Raw genomic sequence first — 19,041 nt, 5'->3', positions numbered from 1 at the left:
TCCTAGATTTCAATTAATGGGTAAGGCAATGAATCTATTTTTAACACAGGTCCTTGGGTACTTCCAAGATGAATATCCCCACTTTCGAGCGCCTCTAATTTGCACTCTAGCTGCAGGTCGATTCGGCGGGGCTCCAAAGGGCAGGGCGCCGATAGAACCACCATACCTGCTGGCTGGGACGGGTCATTTGAATGGAAAAGCTCAATACCTGGGGCTGCAGACTGGGTGGTCATCGCGTCGAGCGCAATGTGAGCGAGCTGAAGGCGTCTTTTAATTGCCCCACGATATTGGCTGCGAGCAACAATCTCTTGTCCTGGGTAGCAACCCTTTTTAAAGTCCACTCCAGCAACAGATTCAAAATTAATCATTTGCGGGACAAATTGCTCTTGTGTAGCCAGAACAATTCTTGGAATAGCGCTCATTACCTCCAGATGATTCCATTGAGTTGAATCTTCATTTAAAGATTGATCTGCATTTACTCTTTGCGCTAACAATACTCGTGTATGAGATTTTTCATTCGCGAAAACATCTGGCATACGCAAGGCAATCTGACCATCGCCAATATTGAAATCAGTAAGGCTTGCATTGCTGCTACACAGTCCAGAAATATTCCATTCAGATGAAACATCAGTCACTTTTACTTTGGAACGTAAAACAAACATTGATAAGCGCTTAGCTGTACTGGCTGCAATATCTTTTGAAATGAATAAAGCGAAGCGATCATCCGAGGTTTCATCAGTGGGAAATAATCCAAGCCAAGCACTTGCAAGCAGCCTTCCTTTGGGGCTGCAGTAGCCAACCAGTCGGACTGAACCATGGCCCTGTGCGATCTGCCCAGAAAACGTGCGAGTTAAGCCTAATACTGTGTTGCTGAGCTGATTCTGCAGAAAACTGGCCGCATCTGCACCCTCAACCAGAATTAGGCCCCATTGCGGGAGGGCTGCTTGATTTAGCGTGTTTTGGGGTGTATTTGTCATGACCCTTTTATCATAGCCTGATGAGCAGAAAAATTCAGGGAGGGCGGCGCTTTCCCAACCGGAAACCCAAGAGTCAAACCCTAATAACTGGCTTCTATGGTTTTCTGATACTCATTGGTATTTTCTACATCAGTCTCTTTGTATGGCCCGTAGTCCCTGACAATCCAAATATTGCTGATTTGCGAGCATATAAAGTCAAAATCAAACCCCACTCAGGGCTTGCTAGTATCTCGGAGCAACTTGAAGAGCAGGGCGTATCAACGCATTCAATTCTCTTTCAAGTAAGTGCAAGGGCTTTGCTGGTGGGCTCCAAACTTAAACCCGGTACCTATCTTTTGCCAACAAAGGCGAGTTTGGCAACAATTCTCTTTCAGATTGCACGTGGAGATAGAGTTAAAGAAAGTATTGCCATCATTCCAGGGATGACTATTGGGCAACTAAGAGCGCTAATGGATTCGCACCCAGCACTCACGCACCAGACCAAAGGTTTAAGCGCAAAACAGTTGTTGCAAAATTTGAATCTCAATTACCCTGGGCTTGAGGGCGCTTTTCTACCCGATACCTATGTCTTTGACCCTGAAGATTCCGATCTGGATATTTATCGCAGGGCGTCACAAGCCATGCAAAAGCAACTATCTCAAGCGTGGCTGCAAAAGGGGCAAAGTTCACCCTTAAAAACACCCTACGAACTCTTAATACTGGCCTCCATCGTTGAAAAGGAAACAGGCCGATCCAGTGATAGGGCTTTGGTCTCTGCCGTCTTTACCAATCGGCTCAACAAAGGCATGCTCCTTCAGACCGATCCCACTGTAATCTATGGCCTTGGCCCTAAATTTGACGGTAATTTACGCAAAGCTGATCTTCGCAAAGACAGTCCCTACAATACCTATATGCGCAAAGGCCTACCCCCAACCCCCATCGCTATGCCGAGCAAAGAGTCTATTCTGGCGGCCGCTCATCCGGCATCAAGTAATGCACTCTTTTTTGTCGCTAAAGGTGATGGGAGTAGCCACTTTTCTCAAAGCCTCAGTGAACATGAGGCAGCTGTTGATCAATATCAACGCAAACTAAACTCTGCATCTAAATAATTTGATTGAATTCAATATGACATCAATGTATCCAGGATATTTCATTAGCTTTGAGGGAATCGATGGCGCCGGCAAGAGCACTCATATCGAGGCATTTCAAAAACTCATGCAAGAGCGCTATCCAAATCGTGAAGTCGTAATGACGCGCGAACCCGGCGGTACACCTTTGGGCGAGCAGCTTAGAGGGTTACTATTAGATGCCCCCATGAATCTTGAAACAGAGGCACTATTAATGTTTGCAGCCCGTCGTGAACATATTGCCCAAGTCATTGAACCTGCGTTGATGGCCGGAAAGATTGTGATTTCAGATCGTTTTACCGATTCGAGCTTTGCCTATCAAGGAGGAGGGCGGGGCCTCAGTATCGATAAATTAAATGATCTTGAGCAATGGGTCCAAGGGCGTTCCAATGGTTTACTTCAACCCAATTTAACTATCTTGTTTGATTTGCCTGGCGAAGTTGCTGAAGCGCGTCGCTCAAAAGTGAGGGCACCAGACAAATTTGAAAAAATGGATTTGAACTTCTTTGAAAAGGTCCGGCAAGAGTATTTGCGTCGCGCTAAGGAAGACCCAAAACGTTTTCACATGGTAGATGCCACTCAAACTCCAGAGGCGATTTGGAATGGCTTAAAAAACCTAGAGTTCAGCATCTAGATGAGTGAGATCATGTTCGCTGAACAAAATAAATCTATTGCGCCATGGTTACAGCCACTCTGGGATGGCATGGATTTTGCCAACTTCCCAAATGCAATTCTATTGCATGGTCAATCCGGTATCGGGAAATTCTCATTTGCCCTTGAGCTTGCGAAATCGCTCTTATGTGAGGGTGCTCATGAGGCTGCACATCCCTGCAATCAGTGTGAGGCCTGCCATTGGTTTAATACTGGGAATCATCCAGACTTCATTGCACTTGCACCTGAAACCCATCGGAAGTTTTTGCCTCATGCGGATTATGAAAGCGATGAGGCCCCCAAAAAGAGTAAATCGGTTCGTGATGACACCGATGGTGAGGCTAGCGAGAAGAAGGAAAAGAAAAATATCTCCATCGAAGAGACTCGTAATGCGATAGAGGGCTTATCTATTGGCTCTCATCGCGGCGGTAATCGCGTTATCTTGATTTACCCATTAGAAATGCTTCGTTCTGATTCAGCTAACACCTTACTAAAATCTTTGGAAGAGCCGCCAGCAAATACCATCTTTATTTTGCTGGCCGATCGTCTTGATCGTGTTTTACCAACCATACGTTCACGCTGCCGTTTGCTTGCTGCTCCTCGCCCTGATCGTGATCAAGGCTTGGCGTGGCTGCATGCAGAATTATCTAAAATTGCCGGGCTCAAGGTTAGCGGTGGTGATGTTGAAACAATCTACGATGAACAGGGTGGGGCGCCATACTCAGTCCTAGATTCTTTGATTGCAAGAAACAATCAGAATGAAAAAGATGAGTTAACGATCTCCATTCAAGCTGCTCGTTATTTACTACAGTCGATGTCTCAAGGCGTTCGCATCAATTGGCTTGATGCAGCTGAAAAGACACACAAAGCTCAATACAACTATTTGCTGCCGACAATGCAGCGTTGGACTTCAGACCTACAAGCAGTCTCGCAGGGAGCCAACCCTCGGTATTACCCAAAGCATCTTTCAACACTTCAAGGTCTGGCCCGTTCTGCCAAAATCCCCAAGCTCCATGAATTTTGGAAGTCCTTAATTAAGGCCCGTCGTCATGAGAATCACCCTTTGGCTAACCGGGTCCAGTTGGAAGGCTTACTTTCGCAATACCAGCAAGTATTTGAATCTTAACTTTGGCTTAGGCAGTCTAAAATAGCGAGTCATGTTCATAGACTCCCATTGCCACCTCGATTTCCCAGAATTTCAGTCTCGTTTGCCTGAAGTGCTTGCGAATATGAAATCCGCCAGCGTGAGCAATGCTTTGTGTGTTTCGGTAGATTTGCCGGACTTTCCCAATGTCTTAAAGCTTGCTCAAGAGCATTCTCACTTGTACGCGTCGGTTGGCGTTCATCCAGACTATGAAGATACGCCTGAGCCCACCTATGAGTTTCTGGTAGAGACGGCTTTAAAGCACCCCAAGATTGTTGCCATTGGGGAGACGGGCCTAGATTACTACCGGATGGGGGAGAGGAGCTACGAATCCATGGAATGGCAACGCGAACGTTTTAGGACGCATATTCGAGCTGCAATTGCATCTAAAAAGCCTTTGATTATTCATACCCGCTCGGCCTCAGAGGATACGATTAAGATCCTAAAAGAAGAGGGTGCTGATCAGATTGGCGGAGTAATGCATTGCTTTACTGAGAGCCTAGAAGTAGCTCAAGCGGCTATGGAATTAGGTTTTTACATCTCCTTTTCAGGAATTGTGACCTTTAAAAGTGCCAAAGACTTGCAAGCAACCTGCAAGGAAGTTCCACTCAATCGGATGCTTATCGAGACAGATTCGCCTTATCTTGCGCCCATTCCATATCGTGGCAAGATCAACGAGCCAGCATGGGTGGCCAAAGTCGGTGAATTTATTGCCACCCTTAAAAACGTGAGTGTTCAAGAGCTCGCAGAACAAACTTCAAAGAATTTTTTTGAATGTTTTCAAATAGATAGAAAATATACATGAGATTAAAGTTTAATAAATTTGGCATAGCTTTCTTGCTCATTTGCCTAGCAAATCAACCATCTCATGCTCAAACTCCCGATCAAATCGCTGATTTTGCTAAGGCGGCTAAATTTGATAATGCGTCTGAGGTCAATTTGTTGCTTAAAAAAGGCTTAAATCCTAACTCCTTGGATGCCAATGGCAGTCCAATGCTGATTTTGGCTATAAGAGATAAATCCACCAATGTGATTGATCTATTGCTTAGCAATAAGAATATTGATGTGGATTTATCCAATAAGAGCGGTGAAACACCACTCATGATGGCCTCAATTGAGGGTAATTTACCCCTGGTTAAAACCATAGTTTTGGGTCATAAAGCACGGCTTGATCATATTGGCTGGACTCCATTGCATTACGCCTGTGCTAAGGGGCATTTAGATGTCGCCCAGTTCTTGGTTGCCAATGGTGCCATTGTTGATTCTTTAAGCGTAGGCAATACAACGCCGCTCATGATGGCGGTCCAGTCTGGCAACGAACAGCTAGTGAAGTTTCTATTGGATAAAGGTGCTGACCTTCAACTCAAAAATGCCAATGGCTTTACTGCAATCGATATTGCGGATATTTACGACAAACCCTGGATCGGAGATGGCCTCAGATCCCGTTGGCTCAAACTCTATAAGCAAGCTTATAAGGGGCCATTAAAGCCACCAACAGTAAAGTCACCATAGTAGTATCTGCGTATAATCATTATTATGTCAAATAAGATATTTCTGTAATCCAACCAAGACTCCCATATGTTCCTAATAGACCTTTTCCGCAATGCTGACCTCCCTAGTTTCGGGACTTTATTTAACGAGATCAATGTTGATATGGGAAATGGTCGGATATGGGAAGTTGTGGTCATAGCATGCGGAATGCTCGCAGTTCATGGCATAGCTGTTCTGGCTATTGCCGGCGCATTTCACAGGATAGATCGCTTTATGACAAAAAAGCGCATCTATGGGGCAAGCTTTTTGTCTTATTTTGTTGCGATTCTCTTGGTAATCGCGAGCCATTTGGGAGAAATAGTTGTTTGGGCCTACATATGCGTCGCATTAAAAGTGTTCTCAACCAATCCACAGACCTTTTACTTTGCCGGCGAAATGTACACAACTATTGGATACGGTAACTACAACCTATCTGAGCAATGGAGAATTTTGCCGATAATCATCTCGTTTTCTGGAATCTTTGCAGTATCAATGTCTGGTGCTGCTTTGTATTCTATGATGGGAGCCTTGCTGAATAGCCCTAGCCAAAGTCCAAAATCGGGCACTGGTTTTTAAGGGGATTTAAGGCCTAGTGCCTGACGGTATTGGATTCTTTTGAATGAATATCAGCTCAAGTACCCTACCATTGGCCTCCCGAGACCGAATCCTTCCTGGCAACCAATCTAAGTCTTTCGCTAACCAAATGTCGACTTGGCGCTTATAAGGATCATTTTCACGTTGCATTAAGGCATAACGGCGATTTACCGACTTTCCAAGAGATGGGATATCGTCAGAGACGGTTTCTCCATAGCTCTTAAATTGCCACATCTCCAGGGTGTTGTAATCGACAACTGGTAAAGCCCTAATAGAGCCAGCCTCATCGATTTTGCTATCCCCATTCAGTAAGGATGCGAACTGAAACATAAGGCTAAATCGATCCTGAGTGCCTGGAAGGAGATCTGGAGTGAACTCGGGTTTCTCTGAGAAATACATCTTCCCTCCTCCACTGGCATCCCTATCAAAGCGAGAATAGCGCGGCGGCTTAGTTCCACGCTGAGTCCAATAGATGGATGGAGCCATCCCATAGGCGTCTATGGTCCCGCGTGATTCAAACACAAAAGGGCCAACGAATGCATAAGGAATGTTGATGTAAAGGCGGTAATTGTTTCCATCGACAATCCAGTCAATTTCCCCGGTCTGGTACTTTTGCCCATCCACATAAGCGTCGTAATAAAGAATGCCAGACTCGGGTAACTTGAACGCCACTCCCTGCTGATTATTTGAACCACCCTGCTCTGCAGCTGCTAGGCCTTTAGCATCATCAACCTTATTTGCAGAATTTTCCTTATTCACTTTCTTCTTGGGAGCCCTGGCCATCTGAATTTTCTTTGGCGGCTCGAGTTTTAACTCAGTTCTAATAATGAGGTCATCTGCTATCTCTGGAGCAGAGCCGAAGGATAAAAATGGAATGCCAAAGAAGATGATCAGGTGACCAAGCAAGGATATCAATAGCGCTACGACAATAATGCGTAGCGATTTTGATTGCATCAAACCACTAGAGTAAGGCTGCCGCAATTGCCCTAGTTCTGAGTTCAGAGAATGCCTTCAAGTAAGCGACTATTCTTTGGTAAGTTGGCCGCAAGAAAGTCCATCTGATCGGCAAGAATATTACGGCCTTTGAGAATCATGTCCTCATACAGACTTGGTAAGTATGGGGTATAGAGCAAGCCCATGCCAGCCTGTTCAGGAGTCCGATTGCCTTTACGCTGATTACAGGGTCTGCAAGAAATCACCAGGTTCATCCAGGAATATTTTCCACCGCGACTGTTCGGAATAATATGTTCGGCCTCAGCTTGATTCTCGTGGATTGCATCACCACAGTATGCGCAGAGACCACGATCGCGTTTAAAGAGTTTATGTTTTGTGATGACAGGGACAACATCAAATAAATTGATTTTTGCGCTACCCTTGATGGCGATGATCGAATGAAGTTCGATGACTGACTGCAAGCCACTGGCCCTAGAGATACCGCCACGCATCTTCATGATGGGGTCGCCAAGCGTCCATAAGACACTGCTATCGGCGTAATGCTTGGTTGCCTCTTCTGCGTTTACCCAACCCTGGGGAATTCCACCAGCGTCCAATTTCAAGATGCTCAGCACAAACTCTCCTTTCTCGATCTAGTCAAAGACATCGATCGTTTGACTAATCTTACAGAAGAAATATGGGTCAATCAATCATCTAGGGGGATATAAACTCCAAAACCTTTGGCAGATGGTCCGCATAGTCTGCGATACCGTGGTCACTGCCTTCCAAGATAAGCTGCTTGGCGCCTTGATAGAATTCGACCATTTCCTTCCAATCGAGCAATTCATCACCCTTTGCCGCAATTAAAAAGTAGCTACCAGGGTTGGAGATCCCCTCGATCTGCAAGGACTTTAGCTCATCAATATATTCGGGTCGAAAATCGAAAGGCTCGTCACTGTCATAGGATGTCATCATGCCCACATGCGGGGCAAGTTCCCTAGCGGCGCGAACGGCAGGATTTAAGGCGACTGCCTTACACCCATATTTTTCCGCTAAGTAGTTTGCGTAAAACCCACCAAGGGATGAACCGATTATCACTATCTGATCTGCTTTTGACTGATCAATATATTTTGTAACCATGTCCATACTTTGATGGGGTGAAGCAAGTAACTGCGGGCAATACCATTGAATTGGATTGTCCGCAGTAGATAACGATTTGACTGCATCACCAGTCATTACGGCCTTGCTTGATCTTGGCGAAGATCGAAAGCCATGCAAATAGACTAGTAGGGTTGAAGACATGCTTAGACCTTAGGCCTTTTGTCCAATCTCAAAGTTAGCCAGCTTTTCTAGAGCCTTCACCATTGCAGAATGGTCCCAAGCCTTGCCGCCATGCGCTGAGCAGGAGTTAAACAATTCTTGAGCAGTAGCGGTATTAGGCAGTGCCACACCCAAGGCTCGTGCGCTATTGAGTGCAAGATTCAAATCTTTTTGATGTAACTCAATCCTAAAGCCAGGATCAAATGTACGCTTCACCATACGCTCGCCATGCACCTCAAGAATCTTCGAGCTTGCAAACCCGCCCATCAATGCTTGACGAACTTTGGCAGGGTCAGCACCTGCTTTAGATGCAAATAAAAGCGCTTCTGCAACTGCCTCAATATTTAAGGCCACAATAATTTGATTGGCTACCTTGGCAGTTTGACCATCACCATTTCCGCCAACTAAGTTGATGTTTTTGCCCATCAAATCAAAAACTGGCTTTACTTTATTAAATACAGCCTCATCGCCGCCGACCATAATAGACAGAGTTGCATTTTTAGCGCCAACTTCGCCACCAGAAACTGGTGAATCTAGATAATCACAGCCCAAAGCGTTTATTTTCTTAGCAAATTCCTTGGTGGCGATGGGAGAAATAGAGCTCATATCTACAACGACTTTTCCTTTGGATAAGCCAGCTGCAATGCCTTTATCACCAAATAGTACTTTTTCAACGTCCGGGGTATCTGGGAGCATCATCAAAATAATGTCAGCCTTTTCAGCAACCTCGCTAGGACTGCCACACTGAACCGCTGATGAGGACGCAAGATCTTGTGGAACCTTACTTCTGGTATTAATAAATACCTCGTGACCAGCATTTACTAGATGGCCTGCCATTGGAGCACCCATAATTCCTAGGCCAACAAAACCTAATTTTAATTTCGCACTCATTACATCTCCTTTTGTATTTGCTTTAATTTATCTTATGAATTTAACTTCTGTATCCAGCCTAAACCTGCTTCTGTAGTAGTTGCAGGCTTGTATTCGCAACCAATCCAACCTGAGTAAGCAATTCGATCTAAAAATTTGAATAGATACGAATAGTTTATTTCGCCAGTGCCCGGCTCATTTCGACCAGGATTATCTGCCAATTGAATATGAGCAATCTTGCTCAAATTTTTTTCAATAGTATTGGACAGCTCACCCTCCATGCGCTGCGCATGATAGATATCATATTGAACATATAGATTATCTGACCCAACCTCACCAATAATATCCAGGGCTTGTTGCGTCGTAGATAAAAAGAATCCTGGTATGTCGAAAGTATTGATCGGCTCAATTAGCAGCTTCAGATTTACTTTCTTCAATTCGGCAGATGCATATTTGAGGTTGGATACAAAAGTATCATGCGCCAGCTTTCTGTCAATTCCAGAGGGTGCCTTACCAGCCAAGCAATTTAACTGTGGCACACCCAGAGTCTTTGCATATTCAATCGCTTTTGCTACACCCGCGCGAAATTCTTCAACGCGATCTGGATGACATGCGATGCCACGCTCTCCAGCATCCCAATCTCCAGCTGGTAAGTTATGTAGAACGAGCTTCAAACCATACTGATCTAGCTTCTGTTGAATTTCAGTTACTGGATATGGGTATGGGAATAGAAACTCAACAGCCTTAAATCCTGATTGAGAGGCGTGTTCGAAGCGTTCTAAGAATGGCACTTCCGTAAATAGCATAGTCAAATTTGCGGCAAATTGAGGCATTTCATACCCTTATTGGGATTACACAGTGAAACAGTGATCTTATCAAACCTGCAGACTTCAGTCTTAGCCTGGAATAAGGCCCTTTCTAGGCTTAAAAATGAGAAAAGTGAGCTAATATCTTGATAAGAAATACTTATTTACAAGGAAAACAATGAATCTCAAACTAACATCCATTGCGCTAGCAATCGCAACCCTTTTGGCCAGCTCATTTTCAGTCAATGCCCAAACAAAGCCAGTTGATGCTGGGGCGACAAAGCCTATGGTAATTGACGCAGCTGTAGTAGATAACCGCTATCAGCTATATGAAGGCACCGTAGTCAAAACCGACAAAAAGACGCGGACTATCACCTTCAGCAACAAAGAAGGTGAATCTAAATTTGTAGCGGGACCAGAAATCACCAATTTTGACCAAATCAAGAAAGGGGATCGCGTCAACGTTACCTATGAACTAGCGGTTGCTATCGAACTGATCAAAACTAAGAGTGATGGCGTTCGTAGCAAAGTAGAAACCAATACCGTTACAACATCAAAAGCAAACGAAAAACCATCTGAGACTATTGCAAATAAAACAACCATCATTGCAGACATTGTTGCCGTAGATCGGGATAAAAAACTAGTATCTGTAAAAGGTCCAAGCGGCAAGGTGACAACAGTAACCGTTAAGAACCCCGCCCTTTTGGCCGATGTTAATGTTGGAGAGCAAGTCAAAGTAATTTATTACGATGCGATGGCCGCCTCTATCACTACGCCGAAGAAATAACTCAAAGTGAATGTTTCGCCAGTTTTTTAACATTCGAGTTCTTGCAAGTGTTGTTTTAAGCTCCCTGCTTCTGGCTTGTGCCAACACCACAAGATCGGGGGCTGTGGGCATTAATCGGTCCCAATTCATGGTGGTCTCATCGGCCGAAGTTGATCGACTATCCGCTATCAGTTACAACGAACAAAATCAGAAGGCTAAAGAAAAGAATATTCTGGTAACTTCCGGCCCTACCTACAACCGGCTAAAGACTATATCCAATCGTTTGATCCAGCAAACCTCTATATTTCGTGATGACACCCGCCAGTGGAATTGGCAGCTAACCTTAATTAATGCGCCAATCTTGAATGCAACATGCGCTCCCGGTGGAAAAATAACTTTCTACACCGGCTTGATTGACCAATTAAATTTATCGGATGATGAGATTGCGGCAATTATGGGGCATGAAATTGCTCATGCCTTACGAGAACATGGCAGAGAAAGACTCTCTCAAGCCATGGCTCAAAATGCCTTGACCAGCATCGCTTTGGCAGCTGCTGGTCCTTACGGCTCAGCTATTAATGCAGCGAATCAGGCAACCCATTACATTCTGGTGCTGCCAAACTCAAGACAAAACGAATCCGAAGCAGATGCTATTGGTATTGAACTTGCAGCTAGAGCTGGATATGACCCTCAAGCAGCTATTCGTGTTTGGCAGAAAATGAATAAAGCTACAGAAGGCAAAAACCCGCCGGAGTTTTTATCTACCCACCCATCTGGCGATACCAGAATTGAGCAAATTTCAGAGTTGTTGCCAGCAGTACAACCTTTGTACATGGCAGCCCCAAAAGCCAAACCTGTGATGTAAGCCAAAACAAACGCTGGAAATAAAAATGCCTCCTATTACGGAGGCATTTTCTTGGAATTTGGCGGAACGGACGGGACTCGAACCCGCGACCCTCTGCGTGACAGGCAGATATTCTAACCAACTGAACTACCGCTCCAAATTACAACAAACAAAACTTCATACAACTACTACCAAAAATATTTGGCGTCCCCAGGGGGATTCGAACCCCCGTACTCACCGTGAAAGGGTGATGTCCTAGGCCTCTAGACGATGGGGACCTGGACTACTGCAAATTACAACAATTTTGAATGCTTGGTGGAGATAAGCGGGATCGAACCGCTGACCTCTTGCATGCCATGCAAGCGCTCTCCCAGCTGAGCTATACCCCCGAAATCCCACAATAAAACCGCAAGACACTCAAAACAATCCAAGATTTTAGCCTATTTTTGTGCAAGTGCGCAAATTGCCTAGTGGACTACCTTTGAGAGCCTTTTTAGCGCCTCATCCCGACCAAGCACCACCAACACTGAGTCAATCGCAGGGGTCTGGGTTGTGGCAAATAATGCGTAGCGAACGGGCATTGCCAACGCTGGCATTTTGAGCCCATGCTTGGCTAAAACCTCTTTAAATGCTGCGGCGTAAGCCTCTTTTGTGGCCGCTGCATTCTGAATAGCAAGAATTAAATCCTTTAACGCAGGAACAATAGATTCGGGAATATTTGCAGCAATCTGCTCAGCATTATGTGATGGTGCTGGCAGGTAAAAGAGTTTGGCCCCTTCTGCAATTTCAATTAATGTATTAGCGCGATCTTTTAAGAGCCCAACAACCTCAACAAAGTTTGGTCCATTTTCTGTATCAATGCCCAATTGATGTGCAAAAGGTTTGGTAGCCTGTGCTAATTTTTCTGGATCTGCGTTCTGAATATATTGGTGATTTAACCAAAGCAATTTCTCTGGATTGTGTTGTGCTGGAGAACGACCAAGGCTTGCTAAATCGAACCAATCTACAAACTGTTCTTTGGTAAACACCTCTGCATCACCATGCGACCAACCTAAGCGAGCTAGGTAATTCAGGATTGCTTCAGGTAAATAACCGGCTTTTTGATAATCACGCACGCTCATTGCGCCATTACGCTTGCTCATCTTCTCGCCCGAATCATTCAGAACGGTAGGCAAATGAGCATATACAGGCGGAGTTCCACCTAAAGCTTTCATAATATTAATTTGCCGAGGCGTGTTATTGACGTGATCATCGCCACGAATAACATGGGTAATTTTCATATCCAAGTCATCCACTACGACACAGAAGTTATAAGTTGGCGTACCGTCTGGGCGAGCAATCACTAGATCATCCAGTTCGTCGTTGCTAATTTCAATCCTACCTTTTACTGCGTCTTCCCAAACAACGGATCCACCAAGCGGATTTTTAAAACGGATCACTGGTTGAACCCCTTCAGGAATCGGCGGCAAAGTTTTACCGGGCTCAGGTCTCCATAAGCCGTTATAGCGCGGTTTTTCTTTATTGGCCATTTGCTGGTCACGAAGAGTATTCAATTCTTCTTCGCTCATATAGCAAGGGTAAGCAAGGCCGCTATCAATCATCTGCTTAACTACTTCACGGTAGCGATCAATTCGCTGCATTTGGTAGATTGGACCCTCATCTAAATCCAGTCCAAGCCAAGACATACCCTCAATAATCACATCCACGGCTTCTTGTGTGGAGCGCTCTAGGTCAGTATCTTCAATGCGAAGAATGAAGTCACCTTTATTGTGACGTGCAAATGCCCATGGGTAGAGAGCGCTGCGGAGATTGCCCAAGTGAATAAAGCCCGTGGGACTAGGGGCGAAACGTGTACGGATATGCATAAACCTCATTATCTCAGGTCAGACCAATTGGCGGCAAAATTGAAAAACGTGGATACTTTGCTCTATGAATGAATTACTAGTATTTGTCTGTGATGGAGCCCCGGTTCGCGGGGAGATTGTGTCAATCAGCACGGCTTGGCAGGCCGTTTTAGAGCGTCGCAACGATCCACCAGCAGTGCGCCGCATCTTGGGAGATTTTGTTGGTGCAGCCACCCTTCTCAGCGCCAGCCTGAAGTTTGATGGAACATTGATTATTCAGGCTCAAAGTAAGGGCCCAATTCAACTCCTAGTGGTTGAATGCAAGTCTGACTTATCGATGCGAGCCACCGTCAAACTATCTGTTGACCCCTCAGAAATCAGTTCTGATGCTAGCCTGGGCGAGCTATTAGACGCCAGCAACTCTGGAAGGCTCGTCATCACTTTAGATCCATCAGAGCGCGAACCAGGTCAACCTCCATACCAAGGGATAGTCGCCCTCCAAGAGGAGCGTGGCAATCTGATGAGGCCTGTATTGAGCGCTGCCGAAGCAATTGGTCTTTATATGCAAAATTCTGAGCAGTTGGAAACCAGAATTTGGCTAACCTCGAACGATTCTCATATTGGCGGGCTGCTATTACAACGTATGCCAGATTCCGGGGGGCATGCCCACCTTGATCCACAAACTGCAGCTGAAGGCTGGACACGTATCCAGACTTTAGGTGAGACGATTACTGATGAAGAGCTCTTGTCTCTCCCCCCTGAAACAATCTTAAGGCGTCTATTTTTAGAGGAATCTACTGAGAATGGGGTACGCAGTTTTCCACCTCGACAGATACGCTTTTCTTGCCGTTGCTCACGCAAAAAAGTTGCCGATATCCTAAGAATGCTTGGTGAAGAAGAGGTGCAGGGAATACTAGATGAGCAAGGTGCAGTTGAAACTATTTGCGAATTTTGTGCAAAACCATATCGCTTTGATGCCGTGGATTGTCTGCAGGTCTTTAAGACCGACTTATTGAGTGACGCCACTAGACCGCCTTCTAGCGGGCACTAGAAATTATTGCTTCGTTTCAGTAGGTACAGCAGATTTATCAACCGGCAAGATTTGGACAAAGAATTCACCCTCTTTGATCAAGCCGTGTTCCGCTCTAGCACGCTCTTCGATGGCGCGCGTTCCATCCTTCAGATCCTTAACATCACCAGCCAATTTTGCATTGCGAAGGGCCAGCAGACTATTTTTAGCTTCCTGAAGTTCTACCTGCTTCTCCATTTCATAAACTTTTAGCCATCCACCCTTGCCCAGCCATAGTGGGTACTGGATTGCTATGAGCAAAACCAGCATTGAGTAGATGACTATCCGCATAGCAGGTAAATCTTATTAAGCTTCGCGTTTTAAGTTATAGAAAACTGACTTACCTGGGTAAGTAGCTACATCACCCAAGTCTTCCTCAATGCGCAGGAGTTGGTTGTATTTAGCAATACGATCGGAGCGTGATAAAGAGCCGGTTTTGATCTGGCCAGCATTAGTACCAACAGCAATATCGGCAATGGTGCTGTCTTCAGTTTCACCGGAACGATGAGAAATCACCGCAGTGTAGTTGGCACGCTTTGCCATCTCAATTGCTGCAAACGTTTCTGTTAAGGTGCCGATCTGATTAATCTTGATCAAGATTGAGTTGGCAATACCTTTCTCAATACCTTCTTTCAAGATACGAGTATTGGTTACAAACAAATCGTCTCCAACAAGCTGGATCTTCTTGCCAAGCTTCTTTGTAATATCAGCCCAGCCATCCCAATCACCCTCATGCATGCCATCTTCAATGGATACGATTGGGAATTGATCTGCTAAGTTACCAAGGTAATCAGAGAACTCGCTAGAGGTCAGTTGCAAACCTTCTCCTGAGAGATGGTATTTACCGTCTTTGTAGAATTCACTAGCAGCACAATCAAGCGCCAATAGAACATCCTCACCAGCTTGATAACCAGCACCTTCAATTGCCTTCATGATGGTTTGCAGGCATTCATGATTGCTCTTAAAGTTTGGAGCAAAGCCGCCTTCATCGCCTACAGTCGTTGGCATTCCTTGAGCGCCAATGATCTTTTTGAGTTCATGGAAAATTTCAGCTCCACAACGTAAAGCATCTCGGAAATTTTCAGCGCCAACTGGCATCACCATAAATTCTTGAATATCCAAACTGTTATTAGCATGTGCGCCGCCATTAACAATATTCATCATGGGCACTGGCAATTGCATACCACCTGAACCACCAAAATAACGATACAAAGGCAAACCAGCTTCCTCAGCAGCCGCTCTCGCAACCGCCATCGAAACCGCTAAAGTCGCATTTGCGCCCAAGCGTGCCTTATTGTGTGTGCCATCGAGCTCAATGAGGGTGCGGTCCAAGAAAGCTTGTTCAGACGCATCCAAACCAAGTACGGTTTCTGCAATCTCAACGTTGATGTTTTGTACTGCATTGAGGACGCCCTTACCTAAGTAACGAGACTTATCACCATCGCGTAATTCGATCGCCTCTCGTGAGCCTGTAGAAGCGCCAGATGGAACAGCAGCACGACCCATCACACCGGATTCGAGCAATACATCGCACTCTACCGTTGGGTTGCCGCGTGAATCCAATACTTCTCTACCGATGATGTCAACAATGGCGCTCATGCACCTTCTCCTTAAAACAATATGAAATTGGGATTAATAAATCTTCTGCAATTTATTTAAAGCTATTTTCTAAAAATGAGCCGCTAGACTTGACTACCGAATCAATTGCAACCAACGATTCCAGCAACTCTTTCATGCGATGCAAGGGAACTGCATTAGGGCCGTCAGACAAGGCTTTAGATGGGTCTGGATGTGTTTCCATAAAGAGGCCGCTAATACCGACAGCTACTGCTGCACGAGCTAGCACTGGCACAAACTCTCTCTGCCCACCACTAGCAGTGCCTTGGCCACCAGGCAATTGAACTGAATGGGTGGCATCAAAAATGACTGGTGCATGTGCTTCGCGCAGGATTGCAAGACTGCGCATATCAGAAACTAGGTTGTTATAGCCAAATGAAGCGCCGCGCTCACAAACCATAAACTGATCTGGAAGATTGACTTCTTTGGCTGCTGCTCGGGCCTTTTCAATGACATTGAGCATCTCATGTGGCGATAGAAACTGACCCTTCTTAAAATTCACGGGCTTACCGCTTTGAGCGCATGCACGGATGAAATCAGTTTGCCTGCATAAGAAGGCAGGCGTCTGGATAACATCTACCACCTTAGATACTGCTTCAATTTCGCTAATGTCATGGACATCAGTCAAAATTGGAACCCCTACTTCTTTTTTAACCTTAGCCAGTATCTCTAGGCCCTTTTCCATTCCTAAACCGCGAAATGAATTACCAGATGAACGGTTAGCTTTATCAAATGACGATTTATAGATAAACGGAATCTGCAATGCGCTAGTAATTTCTTTTAGCTGACTGGCAACATCAATAGCAGACTGCTCAGATTCAATCACGCAAGTGCCTGCGATTAAGAAAAAACGTTTGTCTAGACCTACATCGAAACCGCATAGCTTGAAAGTGCCCATAGATTTCCCTTAAGCAACTTGCTTTAATGCAGAGTTTTGATGGATCAGAGCCGCACTGATGAAAGCAGAAAATAAGGGATGGCCATCACGCGGTGTAGAGGTAAATTCTGGATGGAACTGAACGCCAAAGAACCACGGGTGCATTGACTCAGGTAATTCCATCATTTCAGGTAAAGATTCATTGGGTGTTCTAGCAGAAATGATTAAGCCAGCTTCTTCCAGTTTTGGAACGTAAGTGTTATTTACTTCATAACGATGGCGATGACGCTCATTAACTTCTGCGCCATAAATTCGATGAGCTAAAGTTCCCGCCTTGACTGGGCAACGTTGCGATCCCAAGCGCATTGTGCCGCCTAAGTCAGAATCATTGCTGCGCTTTTCAACACGCCCTTCTCTATCCATCCACTCGGTAATCAGTGCTACCACTGGATTTTCAGACTGTGGATCAAACTCAGTACTATTTGCCTTCGTAATATTCGCTACGTGGCGGGCAAATTCAATGACGGCTAACTGCATACCAAGACAAATTCCCAAATATGGAATACCGTTCTCGCGAGCGTAACGGATTGCAGAGATCTTACCTTCCGTACCCCGCTTACCAAAGCCGCCAGGAACCAATATGGCATCTAACTTTCTCAAACAATCAATACCATCTTTTTCAATAACTTCTGAATCGATATAGTTGATATTCACTTTGGTATGTGTGTGAATACCTGCATGACGCAGGGCTTCAATCAAGGACTTATAGGACTCTGTTAGCTCCACATACTTACCAACCATTCCAATGGTGACTTCATGCTGAGGATTGGCCATTTCATAAACCAAATGAGCCCATACTGAAAGATCGGCCGGCTTAGCATTGATCTCTAACTCGCGACAAATCAAATCGTCCATACCTTGCGCATGAAGCATTTCTGGAATCTTATAAATCGTATCCACATCCCAAACAGAAATAACAGCTTCTTCGCGGACATTGGAAAACAAAGAAATCTTAGCGCGCTCATCTTCCGGAATTGGGCGATCAGCTCGGCATAACAGCACCGTTGGCATGATGCCAATCTCACGCAGCTTTTGCACAGAGTGTTGGGTAGGTTTTGTTTTTAACTCGCCAGCGCTATGGATATAGGGCACCAAAGTCAAATGAACAAAGGCGCAGCTATGCAGTGGCAGGCGCAAGCTCATCTGTCTTGCAGCCTCTAAAAATGGTAATGACTCGATGTCGCCAACGGTACCGCCAATTTCGCAGATAGCGATATCAGCCTTGCCATCATGACTTGCTTTGGCGCCCCGCTCAACAAAAGCTTGAATTTCATTAGTAATGTGGGGAATAACTTGAACAGTTTTACCTAAGTATTCACCACGACGCTCTTTGCTAATAACCGATTCATAAATTTGGCCAGTTGTGAAGTTATTGCTTTTACGCATCTTCGCTGATACGAAGCGCTCATAGTGGCCTAAATCCAAATCCGTTTCTGCTCCATCTTCAGTAACGAAAACTTCGCCATGCTGAAGTGGGCTCATAGTGCCCGGGTCAACGTTGATATAGGGGTCTAATTTTAGGAGGGTGACTTTCAGGCCGCGGGATTCAAGAATCGCGGCAAGCGAGGCAGCTGCGATTCCTTTCCCTAAAGAAGAAACCACACCACCAGTGACAAAAACGTATTTGGTCATCGCTTAAGCTCTGTTGGAAAAAGTAATTATAACGATAGCCATAAAATTTAAGGAACTTTCAAATTTGCTTATATATTAAGAATATTGCTCAAATCACAATATTTTTGACCTCAATCTACCCCTATGCGCCTCCTATTTGCCATTCTGATCGCTGTTTTATCCCTCTTTTATTTCCTACCCTTCGCGATTGCATTTAATAGAAAAAGAGCTAATTCGGGCGCTATTTTTGCCTTAAACCTCTTTTTGGGCTGGTCCCTCGTTGGCTGGGTTGTTGCCTTAGTTTGGGCCCTAAAGGATGAGCAGACCCTCTAATTTGACTTAAAAGGCCCCAAATTGAGAACTCATTGCATTTCTAGGGCTTATTTCTAGGGGTTTAAACTCTTATATAAGACTTAAATTTG

At 45.1% G+C, this 19,041-nt stretch carries 21 protein-coding genes and 3 tRNA genes; 10 read left to right on the top strand and 14 right to left on the bottom strand.

Features of this window, described 5'->3' with window-relative positions; genetic code table 11:
• Positions 1-2 precede the first annotated feature (2 nt).
• The gene (locus ICN13_RS04240; protein WP_216139103.1) at positions 3-977 is read right to left on the bottom strand and encodes a folate-binding protein YgfZ; all 975 of its coding nucleotides are present in this window, start codon (positions 975-977) and stop codon (positions 3-5) included.
• A 20-nt stretch (positions 978-997) separates the two neighbouring features.
• Here ICN13_RS04240 and mltG point away from each other — a divergent pair, with 20 nt between their 5' ends.
• From mltG to ICN13_RS04210, 6 genes are all read left to right on the top strand, one after another.
• Complete coding sequence (mltG, locus tag ICN13_RS04235) at positions 998-2,065, top strand: endolytic transglycosylase MltG (RefSeq protein WP_216139102.1); 1,068 nt, start codon at positions 998-1,000, stop codon at positions 2,063-2,065.
• A 16-nt stretch (positions 2,066-2,081) separates the two neighbouring features.
• Positions 2,082-2,717: a dTMP kinase gene (gene tmk / locus ICN13_RS04230; RefSeq protein WP_370622948.1), complete on the top strand. Its 636-nt coding sequence runs from the start codon at positions 2,082-2,084 to the stop codon at positions 2,715-2,717.
• 12 nt (positions 2,718-2,729) lie between these two features.
• A complete protein-coding gene (locus ICN13_RS04225) occupies positions 2,730-3,860 on the top strand; it encodes a DNA polymerase III subunit delta' (protein ID WP_216139101.1) in 1,131 nt (376 codons plus the stop codon).
• Positions 3,861-3,891: 31 nt separating this feature from the next.
• Positions 3,892-4,683 (top strand): TatD family hydrolase, encoded by a 792-nt coding sequence (locus ICN13_RS04220; protein WP_216139100.1) that lies wholly within the window; start codon positions 3,892-3,894, stop codon positions 4,681-4,683.
• On the top strand, positions 4,680-5,390 hold the full coding sequence (locus ICN13_RS04215; protein WP_216139099.1) for an ankyrin repeat domain-containing protein: 711 nt from the start codon (positions 4,680-4,682) through the stop codon (positions 5,388-5,390). The genes ICN13_RS04220 and ICN13_RS04215 overlap by 4 nt, the downstream gene beginning before the upstream one ends.
• A gap of 66 nt (positions 5,391-5,456) precedes the next feature.
• Positions 5,457-5,984: an ion channel gene (locus ICN13_RS04210; RefSeq protein ID WP_216139098.1), complete on the top strand. Its 528-nt coding sequence runs from the start codon at positions 5,457-5,459 to the stop codon at positions 5,982-5,984.
• 6 nt (positions 5,985-5,990) lie between these two features.
• Here the strand turns inward: ICN13_RS04210 and ICN13_RS04205 are convergent, their stop codons facing one another.
• The 5 genes from ICN13_RS04205 to hyi form a co-directional block, all read right to left on the bottom strand.
• Complete coding sequence (locus tag ICN13_RS04205) at positions 5,991-6,983, bottom strand: DUF3108 domain-containing protein (RefSeq protein WP_255534031.1); 993 nt, start codon at positions 6,981-6,983, stop codon at positions 5,991-5,993.
• A gap of 17 nt (positions 6,984-7,000) precedes the next feature.
• Complete coding sequence (locus ICN13_RS04200; RefSeq protein ID WP_370622947.1) at positions 7,001-7,570, bottom strand: HNH endonuclease; 570 nt, start codon at positions 7,568-7,570, stop codon at positions 7,001-7,003.
• A gap of 79 nt (positions 7,571-7,649) precedes the next feature.
• Positions 7,650-8,237 carry a YqiA/YcfP family alpha/beta fold hydrolase gene (locus tag ICN13_RS04195; protein WP_216139097.1) on the bottom strand — a complete coding sequence of 196 codons (588 nt, stop codon included), beginning with the start codon at positions 8,235-8,237 and terminating at the stop codon, positions 7,650-7,652.
• Between the two features lie 9 nt (positions 8,238-8,246).
• Positions 8,247-9,146 (bottom strand): 2-hydroxy-3-oxopropionate reductase, encoded by a 900-nt coding sequence (glxR, locus tag ICN13_RS04190; protein WP_216139096.1) that lies wholly within the window; start codon positions 9,144-9,146, stop codon positions 8,247-8,249.
• A gap of 32 nt (positions 9,147-9,178) precedes the next feature.
• Entirely contained in the window at positions 9,179-9,958 is a 780-nt protein-coding gene (hyi, locus tag ICN13_RS04185) for a hydroxypyruvate isomerase (protein ID WP_216139095.1), read from the bottom strand.
• Positions 9,959-10,109: 151 nt separating this feature from the next.
• Between hyi and ICN13_RS04180 the strand changes: the two genes are divergently transcribed.
• Complete coding sequence (locus ICN13_RS04180; RefSeq protein WP_216139094.1) at positions 10,110-10,718, top strand: hypothetical protein; 609 nt, start codon at positions 10,110-10,112, stop codon at positions 10,716-10,718.
• A 103-nt stretch (positions 10,719-10,821) separates the two neighbouring features.
• Positions 10,822-11,562: a M48 family metallopeptidase gene (locus ICN13_RS04175; protein ID WP_216139093.1), complete on the top strand. Its 741-nt coding sequence runs from the start codon at positions 10,822-10,824 to the stop codon at positions 11,560-11,562.
• Positions 11,563-11,621: 59 nt separating this feature from the next.
• Here the strand turns inward: ICN13_RS04175 and ICN13_RS04170 are convergent.
• The 4 genes from ICN13_RS04170 to gltX form a co-directional block, all read right to left on the bottom strand.
• A tRNA-Asp gene (locus ICN13_RS04170) sits at positions 11,622-11,698 on the bottom strand.
• A 45-nt stretch (positions 11,699-11,743) separates the two neighbouring features.
• Positions 11,744-11,819, bottom strand: a tRNA-Glu gene (locus ICN13_RS04165).
• A 35-nt stretch (positions 11,820-11,854) separates the two neighbouring features.
• A tRNA-Ala gene (locus ICN13_RS04160) sits at positions 11,855-11,930 on the bottom strand.
• A 78-nt stretch (positions 11,931-12,008) separates the two neighbouring features.
• Positions 12,009-13,415 (bottom strand): glutamate--tRNA ligase, encoded by a 1,407-nt coding sequence (gltX, locus tag ICN13_RS04155; protein WP_216139092.1) that lies wholly within the window; start codon positions 13,413-13,415, stop codon positions 12,009-12,011.
• A 55-nt stretch (positions 13,416-13,470) separates the two neighbouring features.
• Between gltX and ICN13_RS04150 the strand changes: the two genes are divergently transcribed.
• Positions 13,471-14,436, top strand: a complete 966-nt coding sequence (locus ICN13_RS04150) for an Hsp33 family molecular chaperone HslO (RefSeq protein WP_216139091.1) — start codon at positions 13,471-13,473, stop codon at positions 14,434-14,436.
• 3 nt (positions 14,437-14,439) lie between these two features.
• Here ICN13_RS04150 and ftsB read toward each other — a convergent pair whose 3' ends face one another.
• From ftsB to ICN13_RS04130, 4 genes are read right to left on the bottom strand one after another with little or no spacing between them, the layout of a single operon-like run.
• Positions 14,440-14,745, bottom strand: a complete 306-nt coding sequence (gene ftsB / locus ICN13_RS04145) for a cell division protein FtsB (protein ID WP_216139090.1) — start codon at positions 14,743-14,745, stop codon at positions 14,440-14,442.
• Between the two features lie 15 nt (positions 14,746-14,760).
• Positions 14,761-16,053 (bottom strand): phosphopyruvate hydratase, encoded by a 1,293-nt coding sequence (gene eno / locus ICN13_RS04140; RefSeq protein WP_216139089.1) that lies wholly within the window; start codon positions 16,051-16,053, stop codon positions 14,761-14,763.
• A gap of 52 nt (positions 16,054-16,105) precedes the next feature.
• A complete protein-coding gene (gene kdsA / locus ICN13_RS04135) occupies positions 16,106-16,969 on the bottom strand; it encodes a 3-deoxy-8-phosphooctulonate synthase (RefSeq protein WP_216139088.1) in 864 nt (287 codons plus the stop codon).
• Between the two features lie 9 nt (positions 16,970-16,978).
• The gene (locus ICN13_RS04130; protein ID WP_216139087.1) at positions 16,979-18,640 is read right to left on the bottom strand and encodes a CTP synthase; all 1,662 of its coding nucleotides are present in this window, start codon (positions 18,638-18,640) and stop codon (positions 16,979-16,981) included.
• 123 nt (positions 18,641-18,763) lie between these two features.
• Here ICN13_RS04130 and ICN13_RS04125 point away from each other — a divergent pair, with 123 nt between their 5' ends.
• Positions 18,764-18,952, top strand: a complete 189-nt coding sequence (locus ICN13_RS04125) for a superinfection immunity protein (protein WP_216139086.1) — start codon at positions 18,764-18,766, stop codon at positions 18,950-18,952.
• Positions 18,953-19,041: the final 89 nt, after the last annotated feature.

It is taken from the genome of Polynucleobacter sp. MWH-Berg-3C6 (assembly GCF_018881855.1).
Taxonomy (GTDB): Bacteria; Pseudomonadota; Gammaproteobacteria; order Burkholderiales; family Burkholderiaceae; genus Polynucleobacter.
Note: the sequence above shows the minus strand (reverse complement) of the source record. Positions and strands in the feature narration are given on the sequence as shown.